Genomic DNA, 22513 nt, shown 5'->3' on the forward strand with positions numbered 1-22513 from the left:
CCTAGCCCGAAATGCCTTTAACATATACACTTAGATATATATAGCAAAGTAAAATTATTTAACAAGGTGGGCTTCACATGACAAATAATGAAAAAACAAATTTACCTCCCAAAACTTGTTCAATTGAACGATTAATCACGAAGGAATCCGATATAGAACTAGTATTACAGGGGAAAAAAACTGCTACCCGACGCAACGGACGTTATGCAGATATTGGGGAAATGATGGAACTTAATGGCCAGTCTTTTGTTATTGATGATGTGTATATTCAACCGCTCGGCGATTTGACTGATGCGCATGCACAACAAGAAGGCTTTGAATCGGTAGAAGACTATAAACAATCTATTTTGTCTTATCATCCGGGTATGCCTTGGTTGCCTCATATGACTGTATGGGTTCATGAATTTAGTCCAGTAAAAGCTTAATTTCGGAAATTTTTCCGCACAATAAAACCACCTGCCACTTTTTGGTCGGTGGTTTATTTTGCATCTTTTTGTTATAACAAAATCGTTACATCCACGATTTCATCTAGTTGCAATGTGAATGATGTAAGAACGTCTTCCATTTCAATAGTTCTTCTATTTATATCCACCCAAGTTACCTTCCCTAAGTGAATATAAAACGCTCCGTTTCTCCATGTTTTTATTTCAACTTCTACATTTCGTTTCATCGCTAGTTGAATATTTTCTTGAATGATATCTAAATCCCATTCATCTAGTACAGGGCGAGGAGCCTTCTTTTGTTCTTCCATGTATTCTCTAAGAAGTTTGACGTGTTCTGGCAGCATCATCGCAACCCATTTTTTACTTCCTCGATCCCGTACTTTCGATAAATCTAGTCTATCCATCGCTTCATCCAAACTATCCACCTAGATCACCTTGCTTTCTTTTTGACTAACAGGAGCGATTGCTAATACGTTCATTAGTAGAAATGTTCGTTTTGCCTTCCTTTTAAAGCAATACACTTGAAAAGAGTTTTCTTGTACGTTCAATATTTTAACTCTTCTCTTACTAATTTCATTCGATTTAGATAGGTATATTAATTCAATATTCTGTCCTCGGATGAAATATTTCTCTAACAAATCACGCACAAATGTTCCCCCTTTTCGTTTAGTATATGAAACATATGTTCTTTTTACAACAAGAAAATACTGCTAATTTCATTTTATTTTATTTTATTTTACCTATCATAAACTTTATCGTTTCCTAAACCCTAAAAACCCCATCCTTCTTGTACAAGAAGGATAGGGCTTTCATTTTGACTTATTCTTCGTTCATGCCGATGCAACGTTCACATTCGTAAAGGGATGATTCTACTTTCTCATGAATCTCACATCCGCATTCACGACAATGCTTTGTATTTACTTCTTGAGTAGTTGTTTTCATGCAAATCACCTCCTATAATTTTTCATAGCCTGGCAACGTGAGAAATTCAACAAAATCTTGTTCACTTATTAAGGAAAGGAAAAGCTCAGCTGCTTCGTTGTAACGACCATTTGCATAGTTTTCGTTGCCAAATGTTTTTTCTAGCTTCTCTAGTTCTTCTCGCAATGTTTCTCGTACTAAACTTTCCGTAACTTTACGGCCATCTTCTAGTTTCCCTTCTGGATGGCGAATCCATTGCCATACTTGTGTCCGCGAAATTTCAGCAGTAGCAGCATCTTCCATTAAATGATTGATCGGTGCTGCTCCGTTTCCGCGTAACCATGAAGCAATATATTGAACCCCTACACTACAATTTAAACGTAAACCATCTTCTGTAATGGAGCCTTGAGGGACTTCCAATAAGTTCCTTGCTGCCACCTTCACATCTTCTCGTTTCCGATGAATCTGATTAGGCGTAGGCATATGCTCATTAAATTCACCTAAAGCTACAGAGACTAGACCCGGATGTGCTACCCACGTTCCATCATGCCCATCGGTTGCTTCTCTTCGTTTGTCTTCTCGCACTTTTGCAAATGCCGCTTCATTCGCCGCTTCGTCACCTTTAATCGGAATTTGTGCTGCCATCCCACCAATTGCTGGGGCATTTCTACGATGACAAGTTTGAATGCAAAGTTGCGTATACGCACGCATAAATGGTGATGTCATCGTTACTTGACCACGATCCGGTAAAATGACATCTGGTTGATTGCGAAGACGTTTAATATAACTGAAAATATAATCCCAACGCCCACAGTTCAGCCCAGCCGAATGATCTCGCAACTCATATAATATTTCATCCATTTCGAATGCTGCCATAATGGTTTCGATTAATACAGTTGCTTTAATCGTTCCATTCGGAACACCTAACTGCTTTTGTGCAAATAGGAAAATGTCATTCCATAATCGTGCTTCTAAATGACTTTCTAGCTTTGGCAAATAAAAGTAAGGACCGGTTCCGCGAGCTAGCAATTCCTTCACATTATGGAAAAAGTATAATCCGAAATCGAAGAAGCTACCTGCAATCTGTTCTCCATCAATGAGTACATTCTTTTCAAGCAAATGTAAGCCCCTTGGACGAATCATTAGTACAGCAGTTTCTTCCTTTAAACGATACTCCTTCCCGTTATCTTGCTTAAAAGAAATCGCTTTTCGAACAGCGTCTCGCATGTTCATTTGACCTTCAATCATATTTTCCCAAGTAGGTGAAGTGGCATCTTCAAAGCAAGCCATAAATGTTTTGGCACCAGAGTTTAACGCATTAATGACCATTTTGCGATTGACAGGACCTGTAATTTCAACTCGGCGGTCCTGAAGGTCTTTCGGAAGTGGAGCAATTGTCCAGTCCCCTTCTCGAATGGCTTTCGTTTCTTTTAAAAAGTCTAATGTTCCGCCATTATCAAGTTGCCTTTGACGTTCTTGTCTAGTTTCTAGAAGTTCTTTTCTTCTTTCATTAAACAAGCGGTGAATCGATGCTATGAAGTCTAGTGCTTCTGCTGTTAGAATTTCTCTACTTGCTGTTGTTTCTTTTCCAACTATTTCAATGTTTTTAGCAGTGGTTTGTTTCATTTATTAATAACCTCCCATCCCCATGATTGATTATATAAATTGTGCTACTTCTGTAGAACCTTTCATCGCTGTCGTAGACGAAGTTCCTCCAGAAATTACTTGTGAAATGTCATCGAAGTATCCAGTACCTACTTCACGCTGATGCTTCGTCGCTGTGTAACCCTTTTCTTCGTTTGCGAACTCTGCTTGTTGAAGCTTAGAGTAAGCTGCCATTCCATTTGTTTTGTAGTCATGCGCTAGTTCGAACATACTGTGGTTTAATGCATGGAATCCTGCAAGCGTTACGAATTGGAATTTGTAGCCCATTTTCCCTAACTCCACTTGGTATTTTGCAATTGTTTCATCATCTAAGTTTGCTTTCCAGTTGAAGGAAGGTGAACAGTTATATGCGAGTAATTTCCCAGGAAATTGCGCATGAATCGCATCGGCGAATTGTTTTGCTTCGTCTAGGCTCGGGTGCGACGTTTCACACCAGATAAGATCTGCATAAGGTGCATATGCTAAACCTCGTGCGATCGCCTGCTCGATACCTGGTTTTGTTCGGAAAAATCCTTCTGGCGTTCTTTCTCCTGTAATAAATTCTGCGTCTCGTGGATCGATATCACTTGTTACCATATCTGCCGCATCCGCATCTGTACGGGCGATTAATACAGTTGGAACACCGGACACATCTGCTGCTAGGCGAGCAGCGATTAAATTGCGAATCGCATTTTGTGTGGGAAGCAGTACTTTACCACCAAGATGACCACATTTCTTTTCAGAAGCTAACTGGTCTTCTAAGTGAACACCTGCTGCCCCTGCCTCAATCATGCCTTTCATTAGCTCAAATACGTTTAGCGGACCGCCAAAACCAGCTTCTGCATCTGCAATAATTGGTGCGAACCAATCGAAATGATCTTCTCTTCCTTCCGCTTGGTCAATTTGATCTGCACGTTGTAATGCTTGGTTAATACGTTTTACAACTGCTGGTACACTGTTTGCGGGGTAAAGGCTTTGGTCTGGATACATTTGACCTGACAAGTTAGCGTCTGCCGCAACTTGCCAACCACTTAAGTAAATCGCTTGAAGTCCTGCTTTTACTTGTTGTACTGCTTGATTTCCTGTTAGAGCTCCAAGCGCATTAACAAAATCTTCCTTATGAAGCGAATTCCATAAACGCTCCGCACCTTTGCGAGCTAGCGTATGTTCAATTTGTAAGGAGCCGCGAAGTTTAATCACTTCTTCTGGTGAGTAAGGGCGTTCAATCCCTTTCCAACGATTCTCTTGATCCCACTCTGCACGTAATTGTTCTACTTGTTGTTGTCTTGTTAACATATTCATCATCCTCTCCTCATTTAATGTATGAAACAGTTAAAAATATTACTTTTGCACTGTTCCATAACAGTTTGTTTTCTTGTAATCTACTATATAACAATATTCAGAATTTTGCATGGTTTTTCAGATAAACAACTGTTTTTAGAGGATGAAATGGAAATAAGGCCGATGAACGAGGAATTCTTATAATGGAGGGGAATGGATGGAAATATCGAAGGATGAACTATTACCATATATCGCCATGTTGGAGGATTGGATTCCCAAAGAAGCTTCTATCGCTATCGCTGTAAGGGATGAGTACATTTATTGTGATGCCAAAAAACAAAATCTGCGGCTAGAGAATGGGCAAAAAGTGAAAGAAGGGAGCATTACTGAAATAGCTATGCAGACCTGTTGTAGAACAGAGGGGATAGTAGAGGATTTCATTCTAAGCGAACCTTATTATGGAATCGCCTATCCTATCAATATTTTAGAAGAAACTGGAGCTCTTATTGTTATACTGCCTTCAAAACAACCGGTTATAAATCCAACTCCCTATCGTTTCTTAACAGGGAAATTAGAAGAAGAATGGCGACCAATACCAATTGAGAAAATTGCATATATGGAGAGCCTTCAGAAAAAAACATGGTTTTACGCAGATAAAGAGCCTTACAAAACGAGTATTCCGCTGAAAGAATTACAACAACGACTACCAGAATCATTTTTACGCATTCACCGATCTTATATTGTCAATGTAGCTTTTATCGATCGAATCATACGAGATTTCTCTTCTAATTTGCTTGTGCTACTCCAAGACGGCACGGAGCTACCAGTAAGCCAGACGTATACAGCAGATGTCAGGAGTGCTTTAGGATTTTAATAGCGAAAAAAGCTATCTCAGATGAAGATAGCTTTTTATTATGCGATTTAGTTGCTTTCCGTTTACATCTGGTTGCTCTCGCAGGTGAATTAGTTGCTCTAGAGTTACTTTTAGTTGCTCTCGTGAGCCAATTAGTTGCCCTTACCTACTTATTGGTAATTAAACAACTACTTCTTGCTTAGTAGACCTACTACCAACTGTTAAAACAACAATACTTCCAAGTAACAATAAAATCCCAATCCAAGACGTTGCGCTCAGAATTTCTCCTACGATAAATACCCCTAACAATGCAGCAGTGGTCGGTTCTGCGAGCGACAACGTTAATGCCGATGAAGAAGGGATTTTGTGAAGCCCTCTTCCATATAACACATACGCCACACTCGTCGTTGCCACCCCTAAGTAAAAAATAATCCCTACATTTCCTACGTTTTGCAACCAGCTAACATCATACAAAAACCAAAATGGCGATAATAATACGGCACTCACAGAAAAAGTCATAGCGACTACAGGAATGGCCTCTTCTTTTTGTAAAAGCGATTTACTAGACATCGTATATATCGCAAATCCAAGCCCGGCGATTAATGAATACATGACGCCAATCGGATTGATCGTAATTTCTCCTTTATTCATAAATAAAAAAATGCATCCTAGTAACGCAAAAGCTGTCGATATTCTCCAAATTTTTGACGGTCTCAATTTTAAAAATACCCACTCGATTAGTCCTGAAAATACAGGAGCACTTCCTATGGCAACTACACTCGCAATAGCCACTCCTGTTAATTTAACCGATGAAAAAAATAATAATTGGAAAAGTGATATACAGATTGCAGCATAGATTGTCTCTCTCCAAGGCCAACTTTTAAACTTTATTTTCTTTAATAGAATCATTACGATTAATAAAGAAAAACCACCAACCGCTGATCGCCCCGCACTAATAACGAAAGGATGTGCATTTTCTGGTAAAAACGTTTGCGCCGTTCCTGTCGTCCCCCATAAAATGGCACCAAGTAACACGAAAATGTATGGTATTACAGACAAACCCATCACCTCTCCTGAAAATTCTCGTTTTACTTTCAATATAGCACATATTGAGATAGTGACCATCGTATCTTATACTTATATAGATAGGAGGCATTCCCCATGTATATGACAGTAGAAGAAACTGCGAATTATTTATCTATGCCTATTGAACAAGTGAAACGCTATATTGCTGAAAAAAAGATTCGTGCAATCTTCGATGGTGAAGATTATTACGTTAATAGTGCACAATTCCACACACATTTGGAGCAAGTCGAAGAGTTAAAACGCCAAATTGATGAATGGCGAAACACGCCGATTCCTGATGATATTGATGTGAAAGATGAAGATTAAAGTTTAAATAGTTAAACGAAAAGGGGCTTTCTCCAGATGTGGGAAAGCTCTTTTGATTTTTGGTGCCAAGATAATACACCGCATTCATTAGCGCCTCAATCCAAGTAAACTTGTTTTTTTAAGAATTGGTTGCTCTCGTGCTGATTTAGTTGCTTTCCGAGTAGAACTGGTTGCTTTCAATGATGGATTGGTTGCCCTAAGCCATTTATTGGATTCACACAGTCGAAAAACTACAGACATAACAAAAAATAGGATGATACTCTACAAGTAGAGATCATCCTATTTTTTACTTGTGTAGATTTTAGATCGTAATAAAAAATCCAGCACGTTTTCCAATAATTTCAGCGTAATCCTCTACCATTACACTTGCAGTAGGATACATACCCGCTCCTGGTCCTACTAATGTTAGTGTTCCAATATAGTTTGTATCCAGTGATACAGCGTTATTTACTCCTTCTATCGCATACAAAGGATGATCTGGGCCTACAAGCTGCGGTCCAACTGATGCAAATAGTTCTCCGTTTTCATCTTGTTCGATTTCTGCAACATGGCGGTAACGAAGACCTTCTTGCTTCGCTTTTCTAACATCCTCTAATGAAATTTCATCAATTCCTACTACCTTTACATCGTTCCAGTTTGGCTGTTTACCAAAAGCGAGCGCACTTAAAATCATTAATTTACGGAATGCATCTTGACCAGAGACGTCATTATATGGATCTGCTTCTGCATAACCTAAGAGCTGTGCTTCCTTGAGGGCATCTTCAAACTGGCATTCATCTACACGCATTTGCGTTAAAATGTAATTCGATGTTCCATTTAAAATCCCTTGAATTTTCTTCACTGAATTGACTTGAAGTAAATTCTTCAATGTTTTAATAACAGGAACTCCACCAGCTGTAGTTGCTTCATACCCGACAAATACGCCGCGTGATTTCGCACGCTCTTGTAGAGGAATACTATATTTAGAGAACATCACTTTATTTGCCGTAATGACGTGACATCCTTTATCGATCGCTCGACATAAATAGCCATACGCTGGTTCTTCATTGACGATTGCTTCAAAGACTACTTGAAGTCCTTGAATATTCATAATATCTTCAAAATCATCTGTCACTAGCACACCAGGCGTTGCTATTCTATCTTTTGCTAAGTTATTGACAAGAATAGCGCTAATTTCAATGTCTAACCCTAACGATCTTTTCAAGTCTTCTCTTTTTTCGTTTACAATATTATATATCCCTTGGCCGACTGTTCCGAAACCTAAGATTGCTGCTTTTATTTTCGCCATACTTTCTCCTCCAACTAAATCTGCACAATTGAGCGTTTTTTTATATTCTGAGTAATTCGTGATTGACTATTTTATTTATTGTAGACTATTCCCGCTCAATAAACAACAAAATTCTATCTAGAGAGGACATTTGTTTTTTCTACGAGTACTTTATCCAAAGCATTTTGCAAATCTTCTACCGCTTCTAACCCTACAGATAAGCGGATTAAGTCCTCTGTAACGCCTGTTTTTAATAAGTCTTCTGGTGTTAACTGTTGATGTGTCGTAGAAGCTGGGTGAATGATTAGTGATTTCGCATCTCCTACGTTTGCTACATGTGACCAAATTTCAATATTATCAATAATATGGCGACCAGCTTCTTTTCCACCTTTTACTCCAAAGTTTAAGATGGAACCAAATCCGTTTTGTAAATATTTTTTCGCTAATTCATGAGATGGATGATCTTCAAGACCTAAGTAATTTACCCACTCTACTCCTTCATGGTTCACTAAGTATTCGGCAAGGATTTGTGCATTTTCATTGTGTTTTGGAACTCGAAGATGTAGTGTTTCTAACCCTTGTAAAAACGAAAATGCTGCTTCTGGACTTAATGAAGGACCGAAATCCCGCAAAAGCTGTACACGTAATTTAATCGCAAATGCGACGTTTGGTACATCAATTCCATATCTTAAACCGTGATATGTTACGTCCGGCTCTGTAAATCCTGGGAATTTGTCTGAGTTCCAGTCAAAATTTCCTCCGTCTACAACAATTCCACCAATTGTAGTTCCGTGACCGCCAATCCATTTTGTTGCAGAATGGATAACAATATGAGCACCGTGCTTGATCGGGTTCGTTCCATACGGAGTAGCGAATGTGTTATCTATTAAAAGCGGAACGCCTACTTCATTTGCAATTGCTGCTACTTTTTCTATATCTAATATATTTAAGCTTGGGTTTCCGATCGTTTCTGCAAAGAAACCTTTTGTTTTATCTGTCACTGCAGCACGGAAGTTTTCCGGATTAGTAGAATCGACAAATCTTACCGTAATGCCGTAACGAGGCAATGTATGTGCGAATAAATTAAATGTACCGCCGTATAAGTTTTCTGCTGCGATTATTTCGTCGCCTGCTCCCGCAATATTCAAAATGGAGAACGCAATTGCCGCCATACCAGAAGATAGTGCAACAGCAGCCGTTCCACCTTCAAGAAGAGCCACCCGTTGTTCAAAAACATCGACAGTCGGATTCATAATACGAGAGTAAATATTACCTGTTTCTTTTAATGCAAAAAGATTTTGTGCATGCTCTGTATCGCGAAAAACGTAAGAAGTCGTTTTGTGAATAGGTACTGCCCGTGAACCTGTTACCGGATCTGGTTGTTGACCACCGTGCAAAAGAACTGTTTCTTTTTGAAGATTTGTCATTTTGAATTCCTCCTAGAAAATAGTTTAGATGGACACATTGGGAGCAGATTTTTTTTAGGACAAACAAAAACCCCACTTCGATTAAGAAGAGGGGTGCAATTTCGCATGTTCCTCCTCTTATCTTCCAAATTCTCAGACCGAATTTGTAGGAATTAGCACCTTTCCAAGTTTAGAACTCGTTGGTTGCCGGGCATCGCAGGGCCTAGTCCCTCCGCCACTCTTGATAAGAGTATTAGATTAAGTTTTTCCATCTTGATACAAAGTATAAGATTCTATTAATCTGTTCGTCAAGTGTTTTTGTGAAAAATTCTGAAACTTCTTTATTATTCATACGTTAAATGTTATGTATATATTTATAAAGAGATGAGGTGATGTCATGGTAATTTGGATATTGAGTATAATAATTATTAGCTATTTAATCGGAGCAATTCACGGGTCCAAAGTTGCACAGGTTCTTAGCGGCGTTAATATTAAAAAAGAAGGGCTTAAAAATTCAGGAGCTTCGAATGCCGCGATCGTTTTAGGAATGAAGTACGGAATCCTCGTTGCAATAATTGATATTTTAAAAGGTGTATTCGTTATTTTAGGTGTGCGCTTTTTTATGCAACAGTATGGCTCATTTACTGCTGTGGAACAGGATTTATTGCTTTATCTAGCTGGTGCTTCCATTATTTTAGGACATAATTTTCCGGTTTATACTGGCTTTAAAGGTGGAAAAGGGACTGCATCTATTATTGGTATTCTATTTGCTATTTATTGGCCTATTGGACTTATTGGACTTTTATTATTAATTGGTACGACTTTTTTAACGGACTTCTTATTAATCGGTGTATTTGTATTTTATGCCGTATTTATAGTTGCTTCCATTTGGTTTGCTGAAGGGGTTGCCCCTATTGCCGTCGCAATTTTTTTGTTGGTCATGGCACTTGTTTTACATATCGAAAACTTTCGTCGGTTAGTTCGAAAAGAAGAGCCACGAATATCTGCGTTTTTAAAGAAAAAGAAACCGTCTGTTTAAACGAAATGAGTGAGTCTTATGAAGAAAAAAACGAGGTGGATCATGCTTGTTCCTTTAGTAATTATCGCTACCGGTGGAATTGGCTTGTGGATGGTCACGACTAAATGGCTAGAGGATGGGCTTGAGCCGAAAGCAAATGGATCCAATGAATATGCTATCGTGCTTGGTGCAAAAGTGAAAAAAGGGAATGTTCCTTCACTTGCATTACGTTATCGTTTAGAAGCGGCGCTTGCGTATTCAAAAAATAATCCACATGTGAAATTTGTCGTATCTGGTGGACAAGGTGCCGATGAAGATATAGAAGAAGCTGTCGTCATGAAAAATTTTCTTTTGGAAAATGGGTTAGCGGAAGAGAGAATCATCTTGGAAAACCGGTCAACCTCTACTTATGAAAACTTGTCATTTTCGCAAGAGTTATTGCCGGATAATGTGGAATCGGTGACAATTATTACGAGCGACTATCATTTGCAACGGGCAAAAATGCTTGCGCATAAGCTAAACTGGGAAGTGGATGTTGTAGCTGCGGAAACGCCGAGAGTTGTGGAGGCGAAGGTACGGTTGCGTGAGCGCGCCGCACTTTTAAAGACTTATATTTCAGGAAAATGATGATTTAGTTATACAGTCTAAATGTAGCTAGGGATGGTTCAGTTAGCAGAGTCAATTCTTTAAAATACCAACAACACTGGGTTCATAGCATACAAAATTTTATACTTATTCTTTTAAAAAAGAGAGGCAGGTCGTGACTAACGTCATAACCAGCCTCTCTTTTCTTTGGGAAACTAGGCATGGAGTTTCAAATAATGAAACTCCGTCTGTTTATTTTGAGTCTAAAACATAAAGCATTTATACTTGCAGAAGACTGAGGTGAGCAAAATGACAAAGAATGAAGTATCTACACTAAAAAAAGGACTTCAAATTTTAGAATTGGTAAAGAATCATCAAGGTATTACTTTAAGAGAAGTGATGGACAAACATAACTTAAGTAAATCTACAGCATTTCGTTTATTAACAACATTAGAAGAAATGGGTTACGTATATAAAATTCATACTCAGTATTTTATTAACCACAAAATGTTTTGTGAGAGTTTTGAAAAACGTTCTGCAATGGATTGGACTTCGTTACGTTCCATTTATCAAGCAGCGAATAACTTACAGATGAGTACGTATATAGGCAAAGTTGACGGCACAGACTTAGTCATGACGCAAATTTTACATGCCCCATTTCAAGAACCCGCAGACACGGAAATTGGAAATCGTTCAAAACTACATCTTTCCGCTTTAGGTAAAGTAATCCTGGCCAATTTAGCCGAAGAACCATTAGCGTCTTTACTCGATAAAATGTCACTTGAACGTGCAACGAAAAATACGTTTCAAGACTCACAACTATTTCGGTATCATTTAAAAGCGATCCATCAAGATGGCTTTGCTTTTGATGATGAGGAGCGAAACATTGGGACCCGTTGTATAGCCGTGCCTGTGTTTCGTAATATGGTAGTAATTGCTGCATTAGCAATTGCGGCACCTGCTGAACAAATTTCTCGGAGCAACATAAAACAAATTGTTTCGAAGTTGAATATTGGAAGCAAAGCCATTACGAAAGAAATAGAAACTTTAGTCAATATACATTAAACTTTGGAGGAATTCACATGAAAGTAGTAGCAATCGTAGGAAGTATTCGAAAAGATTCATATAATTTACAACTGGCAAAGCATGTTCAAAAACGGTATGCTAGCCAATTTGATTTAGAAATTTTAGACTTATCTACTTTACCTATGTACAACCAAGATATCGAATTGGATGCACCAAAAGAAGTCCTTGACTTTAAAGCAAAAGTTAAAGATGCGGATGCAGTTCTTTGGGTAACGCCTGAATACAATTCAACTATTCCTGGTGTGTTAGGGAATGCGATTGACTGGTTAAGTCGAGTAGACAAAGTAATGAACGGTAAACCTTCTATTATTATGGGCTCATCAATGGGTATTTTAGGATCAGTTAAAGCACAAATGCATTTACGAGATATACTATTTGCAAGTGGCTTAAACTCTCCATTATTACCAATGAATGAAGTATATGTAGGTGCAGTACATGAGAAGTTTGATGCAGAAGGTAACTTAACAGACGAATCGACTATCGATTTCTTAGACGCTGTCATTTCCAACTTCCAGGAATGGATGAAACAATACGTATAAAAAATAGTACACCTCTTCTCTTACTTGAAGAGGTGTTTTTTTAAAGGAGATTACAATGAAAGCCAACTATCAAAATCTATTTCAAGATTATACATTTAAAAGTGGTGTCCATGTAAAAAATCGACTCATGATGGCTCCAATGACAACCTTCTCCGCTGATGAGAACGACTATGTATTCGCAAGAAGAGCTTGATTATTACAGAGAACGTGCAAATGGTGTCGGTACAATAATAACGGCATGTGCATACGTTTCAAAAAGTGGAAAGGGATTCAACGGTCAAATGGGTATTGACCATGATGGAACAATTAAAGGGCTATCTCAATTGGCAGAGGCTATACATTCTGGTGGAGCTAAAGGTATTGTTCAACTTTATCATGGTGGTCGTTTAGCTGTCCCAAGACTCATCCCAAATGAAGAAACAGTTAGCGCTAGCTCCATTGCCCCTCTTGAAGATCGTGGTTTTTATAGCATTAATAAGGCTCCAAGGGCATTAACAACTGAAGAAGTGTATGAAACTATTACTAATTTTGGAGAAGCAACACGCCGAGCTATTGAAGCAGGTTTTGATGGCGTTGAATTACATGGAGCGAGCGGATATTTAATCCAGCAATTTGTCTCACCACATTCTAATTATAGAACAGATGAATTTCAACATACGGCTCTATTCTCTTTAAAACTAATTGACGAAGTAAAAAAGGTAATTCAACAATATGCAACAAAACCATTTTTAATCGGCTATCGTTTTTCACCAGAAGAGCCAGAAACACCTGGTATTACAATGAAAGAAACCTTCTCTTTAATCGATGAATTAATCCAAGCAGATATTGATTATCTTCATATTGCAACAACGGACGCTTGGGCAAAACCACGTAGAGGTATCATAAGTGAAAAATCGCGTACTGAGTGTATTGCTGAATATATCAATAAACGTGTACCACTAATTGGTGTAGGGAGTGTTCATACACCTGATGATGCAGCACTATTGTTAGAAAAAGGCGCAACAGACTTTGTGGCAATTGGACGAGCACTAATTGTCGATCCACATTGGGTTGAAAAAGTAGAAAAAAGCGAAGTGGACACCATTTCTTTTCACTTAAAACACAACGACAAGTATCAGGCAGTTATTCCAACGCCTCTGTGGAAATTAATTTTAGAAATTGAAGGTTGGTTTCCCGTTGAACGGTAAGTGAATTTGTTTATACAAAAAAGTAGCCTATTAGGCTACTTTTTCTGCACTAAGTGAACTCTACATTAGCAATAGATAAGCGTTTGAAGCTTTTCTTCTAGGCCTTGATCCTAGGACCTCTTGTGATAACCACCATCCCCGTATGGCTGCAATTGTTCCATCCACTTATCTAACAACTTTTCTAGTTCCTTCTTTTCATTCATATATTGGTTTTCTGGAATTTTTAATACTTCTAATCGCTCTATTTCAAATGAATCTTTTCCATATTCGTTCCACTCTTTTTGCAGCTCTTTATTTGTATGTAATCCATTTTCGAGTGTGAATTTTGTGCCATTAAGTGTTTTAAAATTGCGTGTAGATGCAACAAATTTTTTACCGTTTTGTTTATTTGTAATCATATAAATGCCGCATTCTACTTTTACTTCTTTGTATGCTTGTTTTAGTTCTTTTTTTCTTTCCATTTTTCTCAATCCTCTCTTATTCAATATGCCTTGGCGAATTAAAACTTAGCCCAGTAGTGATGCAGATCAATTAGCCATTGTCACATGGATACAACGTATTTAGGCTAACATCCGTCGGAGGCTTCAACTTTACTTAGTAGGCTTTTTGCTGAGTAATATTAATTTTTCACCCAGTATTCGCTACCGTCGTCTTTACGGTCTAAAAATCCATATTCGATTAAATAACGTCTTAAAGTAACGAAGTCTGCATATACATTTTTGAGTACTTCGTTTATTTCTTTTTCGCTATACACTTTTTCTTGTTCGAATCGCTTAATGATGACGCGCAATGTTGCTAATTTTTGTTTCTCTTTTTTCGGGAATTTTACTAGCGGACCATCCGTACCTTCCAGAAAAAATTTCTTTTCCACTTCTTGTTGTTCTTCTTCCGTCATATTGTATCTGTCATCTACCATTGTCGCATTTTTATGAACCGGTAAAAATGTTGGTGCATGTTCGTCTTTTTCCTTCAATAATTCCATCATCGTTAAAAAGATTTTCGCTTGGCGTTCTTTTTCTTTTAATACGAACCGATGATTTCTTATAGTGGAACTGCTACCTATATTTAATTCGGCTTGAATTTCTGCATCGCTTTTCCCTTCGTAAAATAATCGGAGTAAACTATTTTGATGGTCCGTTAACCCTGTTAGTTTTTTATTCAACCCGATTAAATATTGAAACATAGATCCATGCGCCTGTTCCATATGCAGCTTCATAAATCGCTCTGATTCCAATAAAACCTCTTCATGTGGATAAATAATACACTTTTCTACATTTTCACCACAAACTAAGCAAATAAAAGCTTCCTTTTCTTCCACATAACCTGCTTTTAATTGTTTTAAATCAGCGTTCCAAAATAATTCCGAAATCTCCATAACACAAACACAACCATTCATTGTTTATTATTTTATAAACATAATATAATATTATCTATAAAATATCAAATTATAAATTTCAGTTGCAATTTATCAGAAAATAATGAACAATGGAAAGGAAAACGTTTCGGATTTCGAAGAAGCGACCAGGAGGAGAATATCATTGGTTACATTTAAAGACTATGCGTACAAACGTCCAAATTTGGAAGAAGACAAAGTAAAGTTTAATGAGGCTTTAACAAAATTTAAGCAAGCTTCTACTATGGAAGAGCAAAATGAGGCAATCCAAGAGCTTAATGCATTGCGCAACGACTTTTCGACGCAGGCAAACTTGGTGTACATTCGAGCATCAATTGATACAAACGATGAATATTATCAAAAAGAACGGGATTATTTTGATGAAATCAGTCCCGAGGTAGATGAACTCGTTACGGAATACTATAAAGCGCTTGTAGCTTCCCCATTCCGAACTGAATTAGAAGAAAAATGGGGAAGTCAGCTATTTGATCTAGCAGACTTTCAAATTAAAGCATTTTCTTCTGAAGTAATTTCTCTTATGCAAAAGGAAAACAAACTAGCTTCCGATTATTCTAAACTAGTTGCCTCTGCACAAGTAGAATTTAACGGAGAAACATTAACACTTGCACAGCTTGGACCTTACTCCGAATCGACGGATCGAGATGTACGTAAAAAAGCGACAGAAGTTAGATTCGGATTCTTCCAAGAACATGAAGAAAAATTTGATGATATTTATGATCAACTCGTAAAAGTACGTCATGAAATTGCGACGAAATTAGGTTATAAAAACTTTGTGGAACTTGGATATGTACGTATGAATCGTATCGACTACAATGCGGAAATGGTGAAAAAGTTCCGCGATCAAGTACGGGATTCTATCGTTCCTTTAGCTACTAAATTATTTGAACGCCAAGCTAAGCGCATTGGTGTAGATCAACTGAAGTTTTACGATGAATCGCTAAATTTCTTAACAGGAAATGCAACTCCACAAGGTTCACCAGAGTGGATTGTAGAAAATGGGAAGAAAATGTATGACGAGCTTTCACCTGAAACAGCGGAGTTTTTCCAATTTATGATTGATCGTGATTTGATGGATTTAGTTGCGAAGAAAGGAAAAGAATCTGGTGGATATTGTACGTTTATCGATGACTACGAGTCCCCATTCATTTTCTCGAACTTCAATGGAACTTCTGGAGATATCGATGTGTTAACACATGAAGCAGGTCACGCATTCCAAGTGTATACGAGCCGCAACATTGGGATTCCGGAGTACATTTGGCCAACATTTGAGTCTTGTGAAATTCACTCGATGAGTATGGAATTTTTCACATGGCCTTGGATGGAATTATTCTTTAAAGAGCAAACAGATAAATATAAATTTGCACATTTAAGCAGTGGTCTTCTATTCTTGCCTTATGGAGTTGCGGTAGATGAATTCCAGCATGGTGTGTATGAAAATCCGGAAATGACTCCGGCTGAGCGAAAAGCTTCTTGGAAGAAGATTGAGGAAATTTATTTGCCGCATCGTGATTATGATGGAAATAGCTATTTAGAGACGGGTGCTTTTTGGCAACGTCAGGGCCATATTTATGCTAGTCCGTTTTATTATATCGACTATACATTAGCTCAAATTTGTGCGTTCCAGTTCTGGAAGCGTTCAAGAGAAGATCATGAAGCTGCATGGAAAGATTATTTACATCTATGTCAACTTGGAGGTTCGAAATCTTTCACTAAATTAGTAGAGGAAGCAAATTTAATCTCGCCATTTGAAGAAGGTTGTGTGGAATCGGTTGTTGGTACAATTGAAGCGTATTTAAATAGTGTGGATGACGCTGCTTTATAAAAACTGATTGAAGGAGTGTAATATTGAACCCAGCTGGTTTTTGGGCTAGATTTGCTGCTGGTCTTTTAGATGGCTTAATCATTGGGATACCTTTATCGTTTATTAGTTATTTGATTGTCGGTGAATGGAATGAAACACCCCTTACAAGCTTTGGTAATATCCTTTACACAATCATTGTACCGGTTGTATGGACTGGATATACAGTAGGAAAGCGGATTTTAGGCATTCGAATTGCAAAAGTAGATGGTTCGAAACTTGGCTACGGAACGATGCTCTTGCGCGTTCTTGTTGGAGGTCTTGTATACTTCGTAACTTTAGGAATTGCGTTGATAGTAAGTGCATTTATGGTCGGTCTGCGAGAAGATAAGCGCGCAATTCACGATTTAATCGCAGGAACGTATGTGACATATGATTTGCCAGAAGAAAAAGAAGCTTGAAAATAAAGGCTACCGAAAATTTACCCTTTTCGGTAGCCTTTTCATATGGGACTTAGGTTTTGTTGGAATAATGGAGAGTTTAGTTAGAAAATAGGTCGTTTTAGTTGTAATTGTAATTTGCTGGATGAATTATTACGGGTGCCTGGCACCAGTAATAATTCCGCAAGTCGAAAGAATCTGTTAAAATGATGGTATGGGTTTTAATTTGAAAGGGGAGTTTTTCTTATGAAAGAAACATTAGTCGAGCGTTTAACTCGTTATGCAAAAATAGATACACAATCCGATGCTGCAAGTACGACTTGCCCTTCAACAGAAGGTCAATGGGATTTGCTACATCTATTAGAGAAAGAACTTGCGGAAATTGGTTTAGAAGAAATCACTCTAGATGAAAATGGCTATTTGTTTGCTACATTGCCTTCAAATACAGATAAAGATATACCGACAATTGGATTTTTAGCACATGTAGATACGGCAACCGATTACACTGGGAAAAACGTGAACCCGCAGCGTATTGATAACTATGATGGAAAAGACATCACGTTAAATGCATCGACTGTGATGGCTGTGAAGGATTTCCCGGAGCTTACAAACTATGTTGGTCATACTCTCCTTACTACTGATGGTACAACTCTTTTAGGTGCGGATGATAAAGCCGGAATTGCAATTATTATGACGGCAATGGAATATTTTGTTCAAAATCCAGATGTAAAACACGGAAAAATTCGTGTAGCATTTAATCCTGATGAAGAAATCGGTCGTGGACCACATAAATTTGACGTAGAAAAATTCGGTGCGAAGTTCGCTTATACAATGGACGGAGGTCCTCTAGGTGAATTGCAATACGAAAGCTTCAACGCTGCTGGTGCACATGTCGTGACAAATGGTACTAGTGTACATCCTGGTTCGGCAAAAGACAAAATGGTGAACTCGATTACCATCGCAGCAAAGTTCCAATCGCATATGCCAGTAGATGCTGTTCCTGAAAAAACGGAAGGCTACGAAGGATTTATCCACCTAATGAATTTCAATGGAGACGTGGAAAAAACAGAGCTTAGCTATATTATTCGCGATCATGACCGTGAAAAATTTGAAGCAAAAAAGCAATTGTTCCTAGATACTGCTGAAAAAATCAAAGCAGAATACGGAGAAGGCGCTATTTCGGTTAAATTAGAAGATCAATACTACAATATGGGTGAAAAAATTACGCCTGTGATGGAAATTGTAGATGTAGCAAGAGACGTAATGGTTGCACAAAATATCGAACCGCTTATTATTCCAGTTCGCGGCGGTACAGATGGTTCTCAGCTTTCTTACATGGGGATGCCGACTCCTAACATATTTACTGGTGGCGAAAACTATCATGGTAAATATGAGTACGTTTCAGTAGATGTTATGGAAAAATCTACTGAAGTTGTAAAAGGCATTATTCAAGCTTTTGAAAAACAAGCATAAGTAGGTGAATTCATGCGGGAAATATTACTAGGGGTTCTTGCCTCTTTGTTTTTTGCGGTAACATTCATTCTTAATCGTTCGATGGAAATATCGGGAGGAAGCTGGCTTTGGAGCTCTTCCCTCCGCTTCTTTTTCATGCTCCCTTTTCTATTTATCATTGTTTCTTATCGAAAAGGGTTAGCCAATACGTTTCATGAACTAAAATCTGCTCCTGCTCCGTGGCTTATATGGAGTTTTGTGGGCTTTGTCTTGTTTTACGCACCACTTACATTTGCAGCCGCATATGGACCAGGTTGGCTGATCTCCGGTATGTGGCAATTTACAATTGTTGCCGGCGTATTACTTGCCCCACTTTTTTCTGTGCGAATAAAAGATCGTATAATTAAACAAAAAATTCCTGTCATTTCACTATTAATCTCACTCGTTATATTAATAGGTATTATTCTAATTCAAATTCCAAATACAGATTCTCTTTCGATGAGTGCTGTTTTTCTAGGTATATTACCTGTAATAGTAGCTGCATTTGCGTATCCACTAGGTAACCGCAAAATGATGGAACATTTAGATGGTAAACTGGATACCTTTCAACGCGTGCTTGGAATGACGATTGCTTCTCTTCCCGCTTGGATTATTCTAGTAGTATTTGCGATTTTCACAGTTGGACTTCCTTCTATGAGTCAAGTCGTACAATCATTAATTGTAGCAGTTAGTTCCGGTGTCGTTGCTACTACCCTATTTTTTATGGCAACAGATCGGGTCCGCAATCACCAAGGAAAGCTTGCAGCTGTAGAAGCAACTCAGTCAACGGAAATACTATTTGTGATCGCCGGGGAAATGATCATTCTCCATATTCCATTGCCTACACCGATCGCTTTAATTGGGCTTGGTATTATTATTTTAGGAATGTTTTTACACAGCTATTATACGAAGGTTTTAAATACTAGATCAGTGGCATTAACTTCAAAAGAGACAGAATAAAAAGTACACGGTTATGAGTAATATTCCTCGTAACCATGTGCTTTTTTTACACCATATATCCCCCAAGAGCTTTTTCTACACTATTTACAAAATCTCCTCCTGCTCCCCAATCAAACCGAAAAATAGCCCCTGATCCCGCTCCTGATGAAGCAGCATGTACTTTAGTTTTGTTTTCTAAATTATCAATTGTAATAGTTAATGAAGCCCGATTACTTGTACGCATATAATACTTCTCTAGTACGCACACCACAACTTGATGTTCGCCTACTGCTCGCTCGTACACATCTATAATCGTGCCTGAAATACTTCCTTGCACGATATGTTGTTGCAAAACATCTAGTGCAGCTTTCGGAGCCAACGAAACGTAAAAATCGCGGATATCCATTCCAATCCCCCATTTCCTCTAATACTTACTATTACGTTTGAAAAAGAAGATGGTTTCTAATGAATAGAAGAAAACAAAAAATATTCCATAGAGACGTTTTCTCCAGGAATACTTTTTTATCTTACACTTCTTTCAATGCTGATTGGAATAAAGTCAAAACTCCCGCTTTGATATTCTAGTAGTATTTGAGATTTTCACAGTTGGACTTCCTTCTATTCATTAGTTGTAGCAGTTAGTTCTGGTGTCTTCGCTACTATTCTATTTGTGATCGTGAGGGGTAATGATCAGTCTCCATATTTCATTTCCTACACCGATCGCTTGAATTGGACTTGGCATTATTATTTTAGGAATGTTTTTACACAGATATTATTCGAAAGTATTAAATACGAGGGCGACTTTACTAAAATCAAAGTAAATAAATTTAAAAGTAGAACGGGCTATACCAGTTTGACTTCGGTATAGCCCGTTTTTATTGTTAGTCGCATGCAAGTTTACTTCCCTTTAAGCGAGGACAAAATATTGTTATTTTTATCAAATATTTTCCATTTTATTTTTTTAAAAAATTTCCTTATGCTTATTTCAACGCTGGTTGATATAAAGTAGAAACCCCTGTTTGAATAGCTGCTTCACTTACCGCTTTTGCAACGGTGTCTACAACCTGTTCATTAAATGCATCTGGAATAATATAATCCTCTCTAATTTCATGCTCCTCAATTAGAGATGCAATCGCATGGACTGCTGCTAGTTTCATTTCTTCATTGATATCAGTTGCTCTAACATCCAGTGCTCCTCTAAAAATACCCGGGAATGCTAGCACATTATTTACTTGGTTTGGATGATCGGAGCGACCAGTTGCAATAACCCTTACTCCCCACTCTTTTGCTAAATTATATGCCACTTCAGGGTTTGGATTCGCCAAAGCAAAAATGATTGGGTCACTATTCATAGAATCGATCATATCTCTCGTTAAAAGATTCGCTATAGAAACGCCAATAAATACGTCTGCACCTTCCATTGCGTCTTGTAAAGTTCCTTTTAAACCAAATGGATTCGTTGTACTAGCAATGGACTCCTTAACTGAGTTCATGCCTTCTTCGCGTCCTTCATAAATAATTCCTGTAGAATCGCACATAATAATATTCGTATAACCTAATTGTTGAAGAATGCGTAAAATAGCCATTCCTGCTGCACCTGCACCGTTAATAACAACTTTTAGTGCTGGTATTTGTTTATTCACAAGCTTCACTGCATTTTGAAGTCCAGCACCTACTACAATTGCCGTTCCATGCTGATCATCGTGAAATACTGGGATATTTAGCTCTGCGCGAAGACGATCTTCTATTTCAAAGCAACGTGGTGCAGAAATATCTTCTAAATTAATCGCACCAAATGTTGGGCTTATCGCTTTTACAATTTGGACAATTTCATCGACATTTTTTGTATCTAAACAAATTGGGAAGGCATCGACATTAGCAAATCTTTTTAATAGAATTGCTTTCCCTTCCATAACTGGTAACGCAGCTTCAGGTCCAATATCCCCAAGTCCTAAAACAGCTGTACCGTCTGTTACTACCCCAACTAAATTGCCTTTTGCTGTGTATTCATAAATAGTGGAGGGGTCATTTTTTATCTCTATACAAGGCTCTGCTACCCCTGGGGAATAGGCTAAACTTAAATCCTCCATACTTCCCATTGGGACCTTAGCTACTAACTCCAATTTTCCTTTACTCTCTCGGTGCAAGTTCAATGCACGTGTTCTTAAATCCATCTTCTCACTCACCTATCCTTTAGATTTGTCAAAATGCTCCCCTTTACTATAATGAAAATCAGATGCGCACACCCAATCAACGCTATATTCTGAAAATTATAAAGGTTGTATATTTTAAAGTCAACGCTTAAGTCTTAGTGAAATTGTTCACATATAATTCCCTTTGTTTATATTTATATGTAAAATTATTCAAAAATAATTTTGCATAATGAAAAGAATAAAAAATATCCTTGTAAAGGATTGTTCACGCAGTATAGAGATACTGCGCGGTAGTGGGTTGAAAATGAGTGTCCGCTGGGATTTCCGCTGCTGGGCGGACGCTTTCCGTGGGGTGAGCGATGAGCCTTCACCGCCGCGCCTGCGCGCGTCCGTTGTGAAGTCTCATTTTGCTCACTGGATCCCACTGGAGTCGCCTCCCAGCAGCGAAAATCCATGGGAATTGCTTGCTAATTTTGCGTCTACTGTTATCAGAGCTTTAAATTGATCAGATTCCCTACGCAATATTTAGTAAAGCTAATTAGAAAATGCTTTCTCCAAATAAGTAGAGCATTTACTTAGGATAAAGTTCGTTTCATACAACCATTTATTGGTATGACACCTCGTATTCATCGTCGTCTCACTCCAAGTAAACTTGT

Annotated in this window: 25 protein-coding genes and 1 riboswitch; of the genes, 13 read left to right on the forward strand and 12 right to left on the reverse strand. The window is 38.1% G+C overall.

Features of this window, described 5'->3' with window-relative positions:
• The first annotated feature begins 77 nt into the window (after positions 1 to 77).
• The gene (locus FG383_RS11610; RefSeq protein WP_142607554.1) at positions 78 to 425 is read left to right on the forward strand and encodes an ASCH domain-containing protein; all 348 of its coding nucleotides are present in this window, start codon (positions 78 to 80) and stop codon (positions 423 to 425) included.
• Positions 426 to 496: 71 nt separating this feature from the next.
• On the opposite strand, the gene FG383_RS11615 is transcribed toward FG383_RS11610, so the two are convergent.
• The 5 genes from FG383_RS11615 to aceA form a co-directional block, all read right to left on the reverse strand.
• Complete coding sequence (locus FG383_RS11615) at positions 497 to 868, reverse strand: YolD-like family protein (protein WP_142607555.1); 372 nt, start codon at positions 866 to 868, stop codon at positions 497 to 499.
• On the reverse strand, positions 869 to 1090 hold the full coding sequence (locus FG383_RS11620; RefSeq protein WP_142607556.1) for a transcriptional regulator: 222 nt from the start codon (positions 1088 to 1090) through the stop codon (positions 869 to 871).
• Between the two features lie 172 nt (positions 1091 to 1262).
• A complete protein-coding gene (locus FG383_RS21145) occupies positions 1263 to 1385 on the reverse strand; it encodes a YhfH family protein (protein ID WP_218145522.1) in 123 nt (40 codons plus the stop codon).
• Between the two features lie 12 nt (positions 1386 to 1397).
• Positions 1398 to 2990 (reverse strand): malate synthase A, encoded by a 1593-nt coding sequence (aceB, locus tag FG383_RS11625; protein WP_142607557.1) that lies wholly within the window; start codon positions 2988 to 2990, stop codon positions 1398 to 1400.
• Positions 2991 to 3020: 30 nt separating this feature from the next.
• Positions 3021 to 4304: an isocitrate lyase gene (gene aceA / locus FG383_RS11630; protein ID WP_142607558.1), complete on the reverse strand. Its 1284-nt coding sequence runs from the start codon at positions 4302 to 4304 to the stop codon at positions 3021 to 3023.
• 202 nt (positions 4305 to 4506) lie between these two features.
• On the opposite strand from aceA, the gene FG383_RS11635 reads away from it, so the two are divergent.
• On the forward strand, positions 4507 to 5163 hold the full coding sequence (locus tag FG383_RS11635; RefSeq protein ID WP_142607559.1) for a LytR/AlgR family response regulator transcription factor: 657 nt from the start codon (positions 4507 to 4509) through the stop codon (positions 5161 to 5163).
• 159 nt (positions 5164 to 5322) lie between these two features.
• Here FG383_RS11635 and FG383_RS11640 read toward each other — a convergent pair whose 3' ends face one another.
• The gene (locus tag FG383_RS11640; RefSeq protein WP_185907921.1) at positions 5323 to 6207 is read right to left on the reverse strand and encodes a DMT family transporter; all 885 of its coding nucleotides are present in this window, start codon (positions 6205 to 6207) and stop codon (positions 5323 to 5325) included.
• A 96-nt stretch (positions 6208 to 6303) separates the two neighbouring features.
• Between FG383_RS11640 and FG383_RS11645 the strand changes: the two genes are divergently transcribed.
• Positions 6304 to 6534 carry an excisionase family DNA-binding protein gene (locus tag FG383_RS11645; protein WP_142607561.1) on the forward strand — a complete coding sequence of 77 codons (231 nt, stop codon included), beginning with the start codon at positions 6304 to 6306 and terminating at the stop codon, positions 6532 to 6534.
• A 301-nt stretch (positions 6535 to 6835) separates the two neighbouring features.
• Here the strand turns inward: FG383_RS11645 and FG383_RS11650 are convergent, their stop codons facing one another.
• Both FG383_RS11650 and FG383_RS11655 read right to left on the reverse strand, forming a co-directional pair.
• A complete protein-coding gene (locus tag FG383_RS11650) occupies positions 6836 to 7822 on the reverse strand; it encodes a homoserine dehydrogenase (protein ID WP_142607562.1) in 987 nt (328 codons plus the stop codon).
• A gap of 113 nt (positions 7823 to 7935) precedes the next feature.
• Entirely contained in the window at positions 7936 to 9228 is a 1293-nt protein-coding gene (locus FG383_RS11655) for an O-acetylhomoserine aminocarboxypropyltransferase/cysteine synthase family protein (protein WP_142607563.1), read from the reverse strand.
• Positions 9229 to 9342: 114 nt separating this feature from the next.
• A riboswitch (SAM riboswitch) is annotated at positions 9343 to 9458 on the reverse strand.
• A 146-nt stretch (positions 9459 to 9604) separates the two neighbouring features.
• On the opposite strand from FG383_RS11655, the gene FG383_RS11660 reads away from it, so the two are divergent.
• The 6 genes from FG383_RS11660 to FG383_RS11680 all read left to right on the forward strand — a co-directional run bounded on the left by FG383_RS11660 (position 9605) and on the right by FG383_RS11680 (position 13622).
• Positions 9605 to 10246: a glycerol-3-phosphate acyltransferase gene (locus tag FG383_RS11660; RefSeq protein WP_142607564.1), complete on the forward strand. Its 642-nt coding sequence runs from the start codon at positions 9605 to 9607 to the stop codon at positions 10244 to 10246.
• A gap of 18 nt (positions 10247 to 10264) precedes the next feature.
• Positions 10265 to 10852 (forward strand): YdcF family protein, encoded by a 588-nt coding sequence (locus FG383_RS11665; RefSeq protein WP_246096977.1) that lies wholly within the window; start codon positions 10265 to 10267, stop codon positions 10850 to 10852.
• 267 nt (positions 10853 to 11119) lie between these two features.
• The gene (locus FG383_RS11670) at positions 11120 to 11875 is read left to right on the forward strand and encodes an IclR family transcriptional regulator (protein WP_142607565.1); all 756 of its coding nucleotides are present in this window, start codon (positions 11120 to 11122) and stop codon (positions 11873 to 11875) included.
• Between the two features lie 17 nt (positions 11876 to 11892).
• Positions 11893 to 12435 (forward strand): NADPH-dependent FMN reductase, encoded by a 543-nt coding sequence (locus FG383_RS11675; RefSeq protein ID WP_142607566.1) that lies wholly within the window; start codon positions 11893 to 11895, stop codon positions 12433 to 12435.
• 55 nt (positions 12436 to 12490) lie between these two features.
• On the forward strand, positions 12491 to 12628 hold the full coding sequence (locus FG383_RS21530) for a hypothetical protein (protein ID WP_342782139.1): 138 nt from the start codon (positions 12491 to 12493) through the stop codon (positions 12626 to 12628).
• Positions 12606 to 13622, forward strand: a complete 1017-nt coding sequence (locus tag FG383_RS11680) for an oxidoreductase (protein WP_342782140.1) — start codon at positions 12606 to 12608, stop codon at positions 13620 to 13622. Before FG383_RS21530 ends, FG383_RS11680 begins: the two co-directional genes overlap by 23 nt.
• Positions 13623 to 13732: 110 nt before the next feature.
• Here the strand turns inward: FG383_RS11680 and FG383_RS11685 are convergent, their stop codons facing one another.
• Complete coding sequence (locus tag FG383_RS11685; protein WP_142607567.1) at positions 13733 to 14083, reverse strand: GIY-YIG nuclease family protein; 351 nt, start codon at positions 14081 to 14083, stop codon at positions 13733 to 13735.
• A 158-nt stretch (positions 14084 to 14241) separates the two neighbouring features.
• Positions 14242 to 14997, reverse strand: coding sequence for a DUF2087 domain-containing protein (locus FG383_RS11690; RefSeq protein WP_142607568.1), 756 nt, complete (start codon positions 14995 to 14997; stop codon positions 14242 to 14244).
• 163 nt (positions 14998 to 15160) lie between these two features.
• Here FG383_RS11690 and FG383_RS11695 point away from each other — a divergent pair, with 163 nt between their 5' ends.
• From FG383_RS11695 to FG383_RS11710, 4 genes are all read left to right on the forward strand, one after another.
• Positions 15161 to 16858 (forward strand): M3 family oligoendopeptidase, encoded by a 1698-nt coding sequence (locus FG383_RS11695; RefSeq protein ID WP_142607569.1) that lies wholly within the window; start codon positions 15161 to 15163, stop codon positions 16856 to 16858.
• A 20-nt stretch (positions 16859 to 16878) separates the two neighbouring features.
• Entirely contained in the window at positions 16879 to 17295 is a 417-nt protein-coding gene (locus FG383_RS11700; RefSeq protein WP_142607570.1) for an RDD family protein, read from the forward strand.
• 225 nt (positions 17296 to 17520) lie between these two features.
• Positions 17521 to 18747 carry a peptidase T gene (gene pepT, locus FG383_RS11705; RefSeq protein WP_142607571.1) on the forward strand — a complete coding sequence of 409 codons (1227 nt, stop codon included), beginning with the start codon at positions 17521 to 17523 and terminating at the stop codon, positions 18745 to 18747.
• Between the two features lie 12 nt (positions 18748 to 18759).
• Positions 18760 to 19725 carry a DMT family transporter gene (locus FG383_RS11710; RefSeq protein ID WP_142607572.1) on the forward strand — a complete coding sequence of 322 codons (966 nt, stop codon included), beginning with the start codon at positions 18760 to 18762 and terminating at the stop codon, positions 19723 to 19725.
• A gap of 46 nt (positions 19726 to 19771) precedes the next feature.
• Here the strand turns inward: FG383_RS11710 and FG383_RS11715 are convergent, their stop codons facing one another.
• Positions 19772 to 20110 (reverse strand): DUF6054 family protein, encoded by a 339-nt coding sequence (locus FG383_RS11715; RefSeq protein ID WP_142607573.1) that lies wholly within the window; start codon positions 20108 to 20110, stop codon positions 19772 to 19774.
• 574 nt (positions 20111 to 20684) lie between these two features.
• A complete protein-coding gene (locus tag FG383_RS11720) occupies positions 20685 to 21878 on the reverse strand; it encodes an NAD(P)-dependent malic enzyme (protein ID WP_142607574.1) in 1194 nt (397 codons plus the stop codon).
• Positions 21879 to 22513 lie beyond the last annotated feature (635 nt).

Origin of the sequence: Psychrobacillus soli (genome assembly GCF_006861775.1) — a bacterium.
GTDB lineage: Bacteria > Bacillota > Bacilli > Bacillales_A > Planococcaceae > Psychrobacillus > Psychrobacillus soli.

Bases quoted from the DNA above. Each gene is read 5' to 3' on its own strand.
- FG383_RS11610 (WP_142607554.1), top strand. From the start codon at position 78: ATGACAAATAATGAAAAAACAAATTTACCTCCCAAAACTTGTTCAATT.
- FG383_RS11710 (WP_142607572.1), top strand. From the start codon at position 18,760: ATGCGGGAAATATTACTAGGGGTTCTTGCCTCTTTGTTTTTTGCGGTA.
- FG383_RS11660 (WP_142607564.1), top strand. From the start codon at position 9,605: ATGGTAATTTGGATATTGAGTATAATAATTATTAGCTATTTAATCGGA.
- FG383_RS11650 (WP_142607562.1), bottom strand. From the start codon at position 7,822: ATGGCGAAAATAAAAGCAGCAATCTTAGGTTTCGGAACAGTCGGCCAA.
- aceA (WP_142607558.1), bottom strand. From the start codon at position 4,304: ATGTTAACAAGACAACAACAAGTAGAACAATTACGTGCAGAGTGGGAT.
- pepT (WP_142607571.1), top strand. From the start codon at position 17,521: ATGAAAGAAACATTAGTCGAGCGTTTAACTCGTTATGCAAAAATAGAT.
- FG383_RS11635 (WP_142607559.1), top strand. From the start codon at position 4,507: ATGGAAATATCGAAGGATGAACTATTACCATATATCGCCATGTTGGAG.
- FG383_RS11665 (WP_246096977.1), top strand. From the start codon at position 10,265: ATGAAGAAAAAAACGAGGTGGATCATGCTTGTTCCTTTAGTAATTATC.
- FG383_RS21145 (WP_218145522.1), bottom strand. From the start codon at position 1,385: ATGAAAACAACTACTCAAGAAGTAAATACAAAGCATTGTCGTGAATGC.
- FG383_RS11675 (WP_142607566.1), top strand. From the start codon at position 11,893: ATGAAAGTAGTAGCAATCGTAGGAAGTATTCGAAAAGATTCATATAAT.
- FG383_RS11690 (WP_142607568.1), bottom strand. From the start codon at position 14,997: ATGGAGATTTCGGAATTATTTTGGAACGCTGATTTAAAACAATTAAAA.
- FG383_RS11645 (WP_142607561.1), top strand. From the start codon at position 6,304: ATGTATATGACAGTAGAAGAAACTGCGAATTATTTATCTATGCCTATT.
- FG383_RS11685 (WP_142607567.1), bottom strand. From the start codon at position 14,083: ATGGAAAGAAAAAAAGAACTAAAACAAGCATACAAAGAAGTAAAAGTA.
- FG383_RS11715 (WP_142607573.1), bottom strand. From the start codon at position 20,110: ATGGATATCCGCGATTTTTACGTTTCGTTGGCTCCGAAAGCTGCACTA.
- aceB (WP_142607557.1), bottom strand. From the start codon at position 2,990: ATGAAACAAACCACTGCTAAAAACATTGAAATAGTTGGAAAAGAAACA.
- FG383_RS11640 (WP_185907921.1), bottom strand. From the start codon at position 6,207: ATGGGTTTGTCTGTAATACCATACATTTTCGTGTTACTTGGTGCCATT.
- FG383_RS21530 (WP_342782139.1), top strand. From the start codon at position 12,491: ATGAAAGCCAACTATCAAAATCTATTTCAAGATTATACATTTAAAAGT.
- FG383_RS11720 (WP_142607574.1), bottom strand. From the start codon at position 21,878: ATGGATTTAAGAACACGTGCATTGAACTTGCACCGAGAGAGTAAAGGA.
- FG383_RS11670 (WP_142607565.1), top strand. From the start codon at position 11,120: ATGACAAAGAATGAAGTATCTACACTAAAAAAAGGACTTCAAATTTTA.
- FG383_RS11680 (WP_342782140.1), top strand. From the start codon at position 12,606: ATGTATTCGCAAGAAGAGCTTGATTATTACAGAGAACGTGCAAATGGT.
- FG383_RS11655 (WP_142607563.1), bottom strand. From the start codon at position 9,228: ATGACAAATCTTCAAAAAGAAACAGTTCTTTTGCACGGTGGTCAACAA.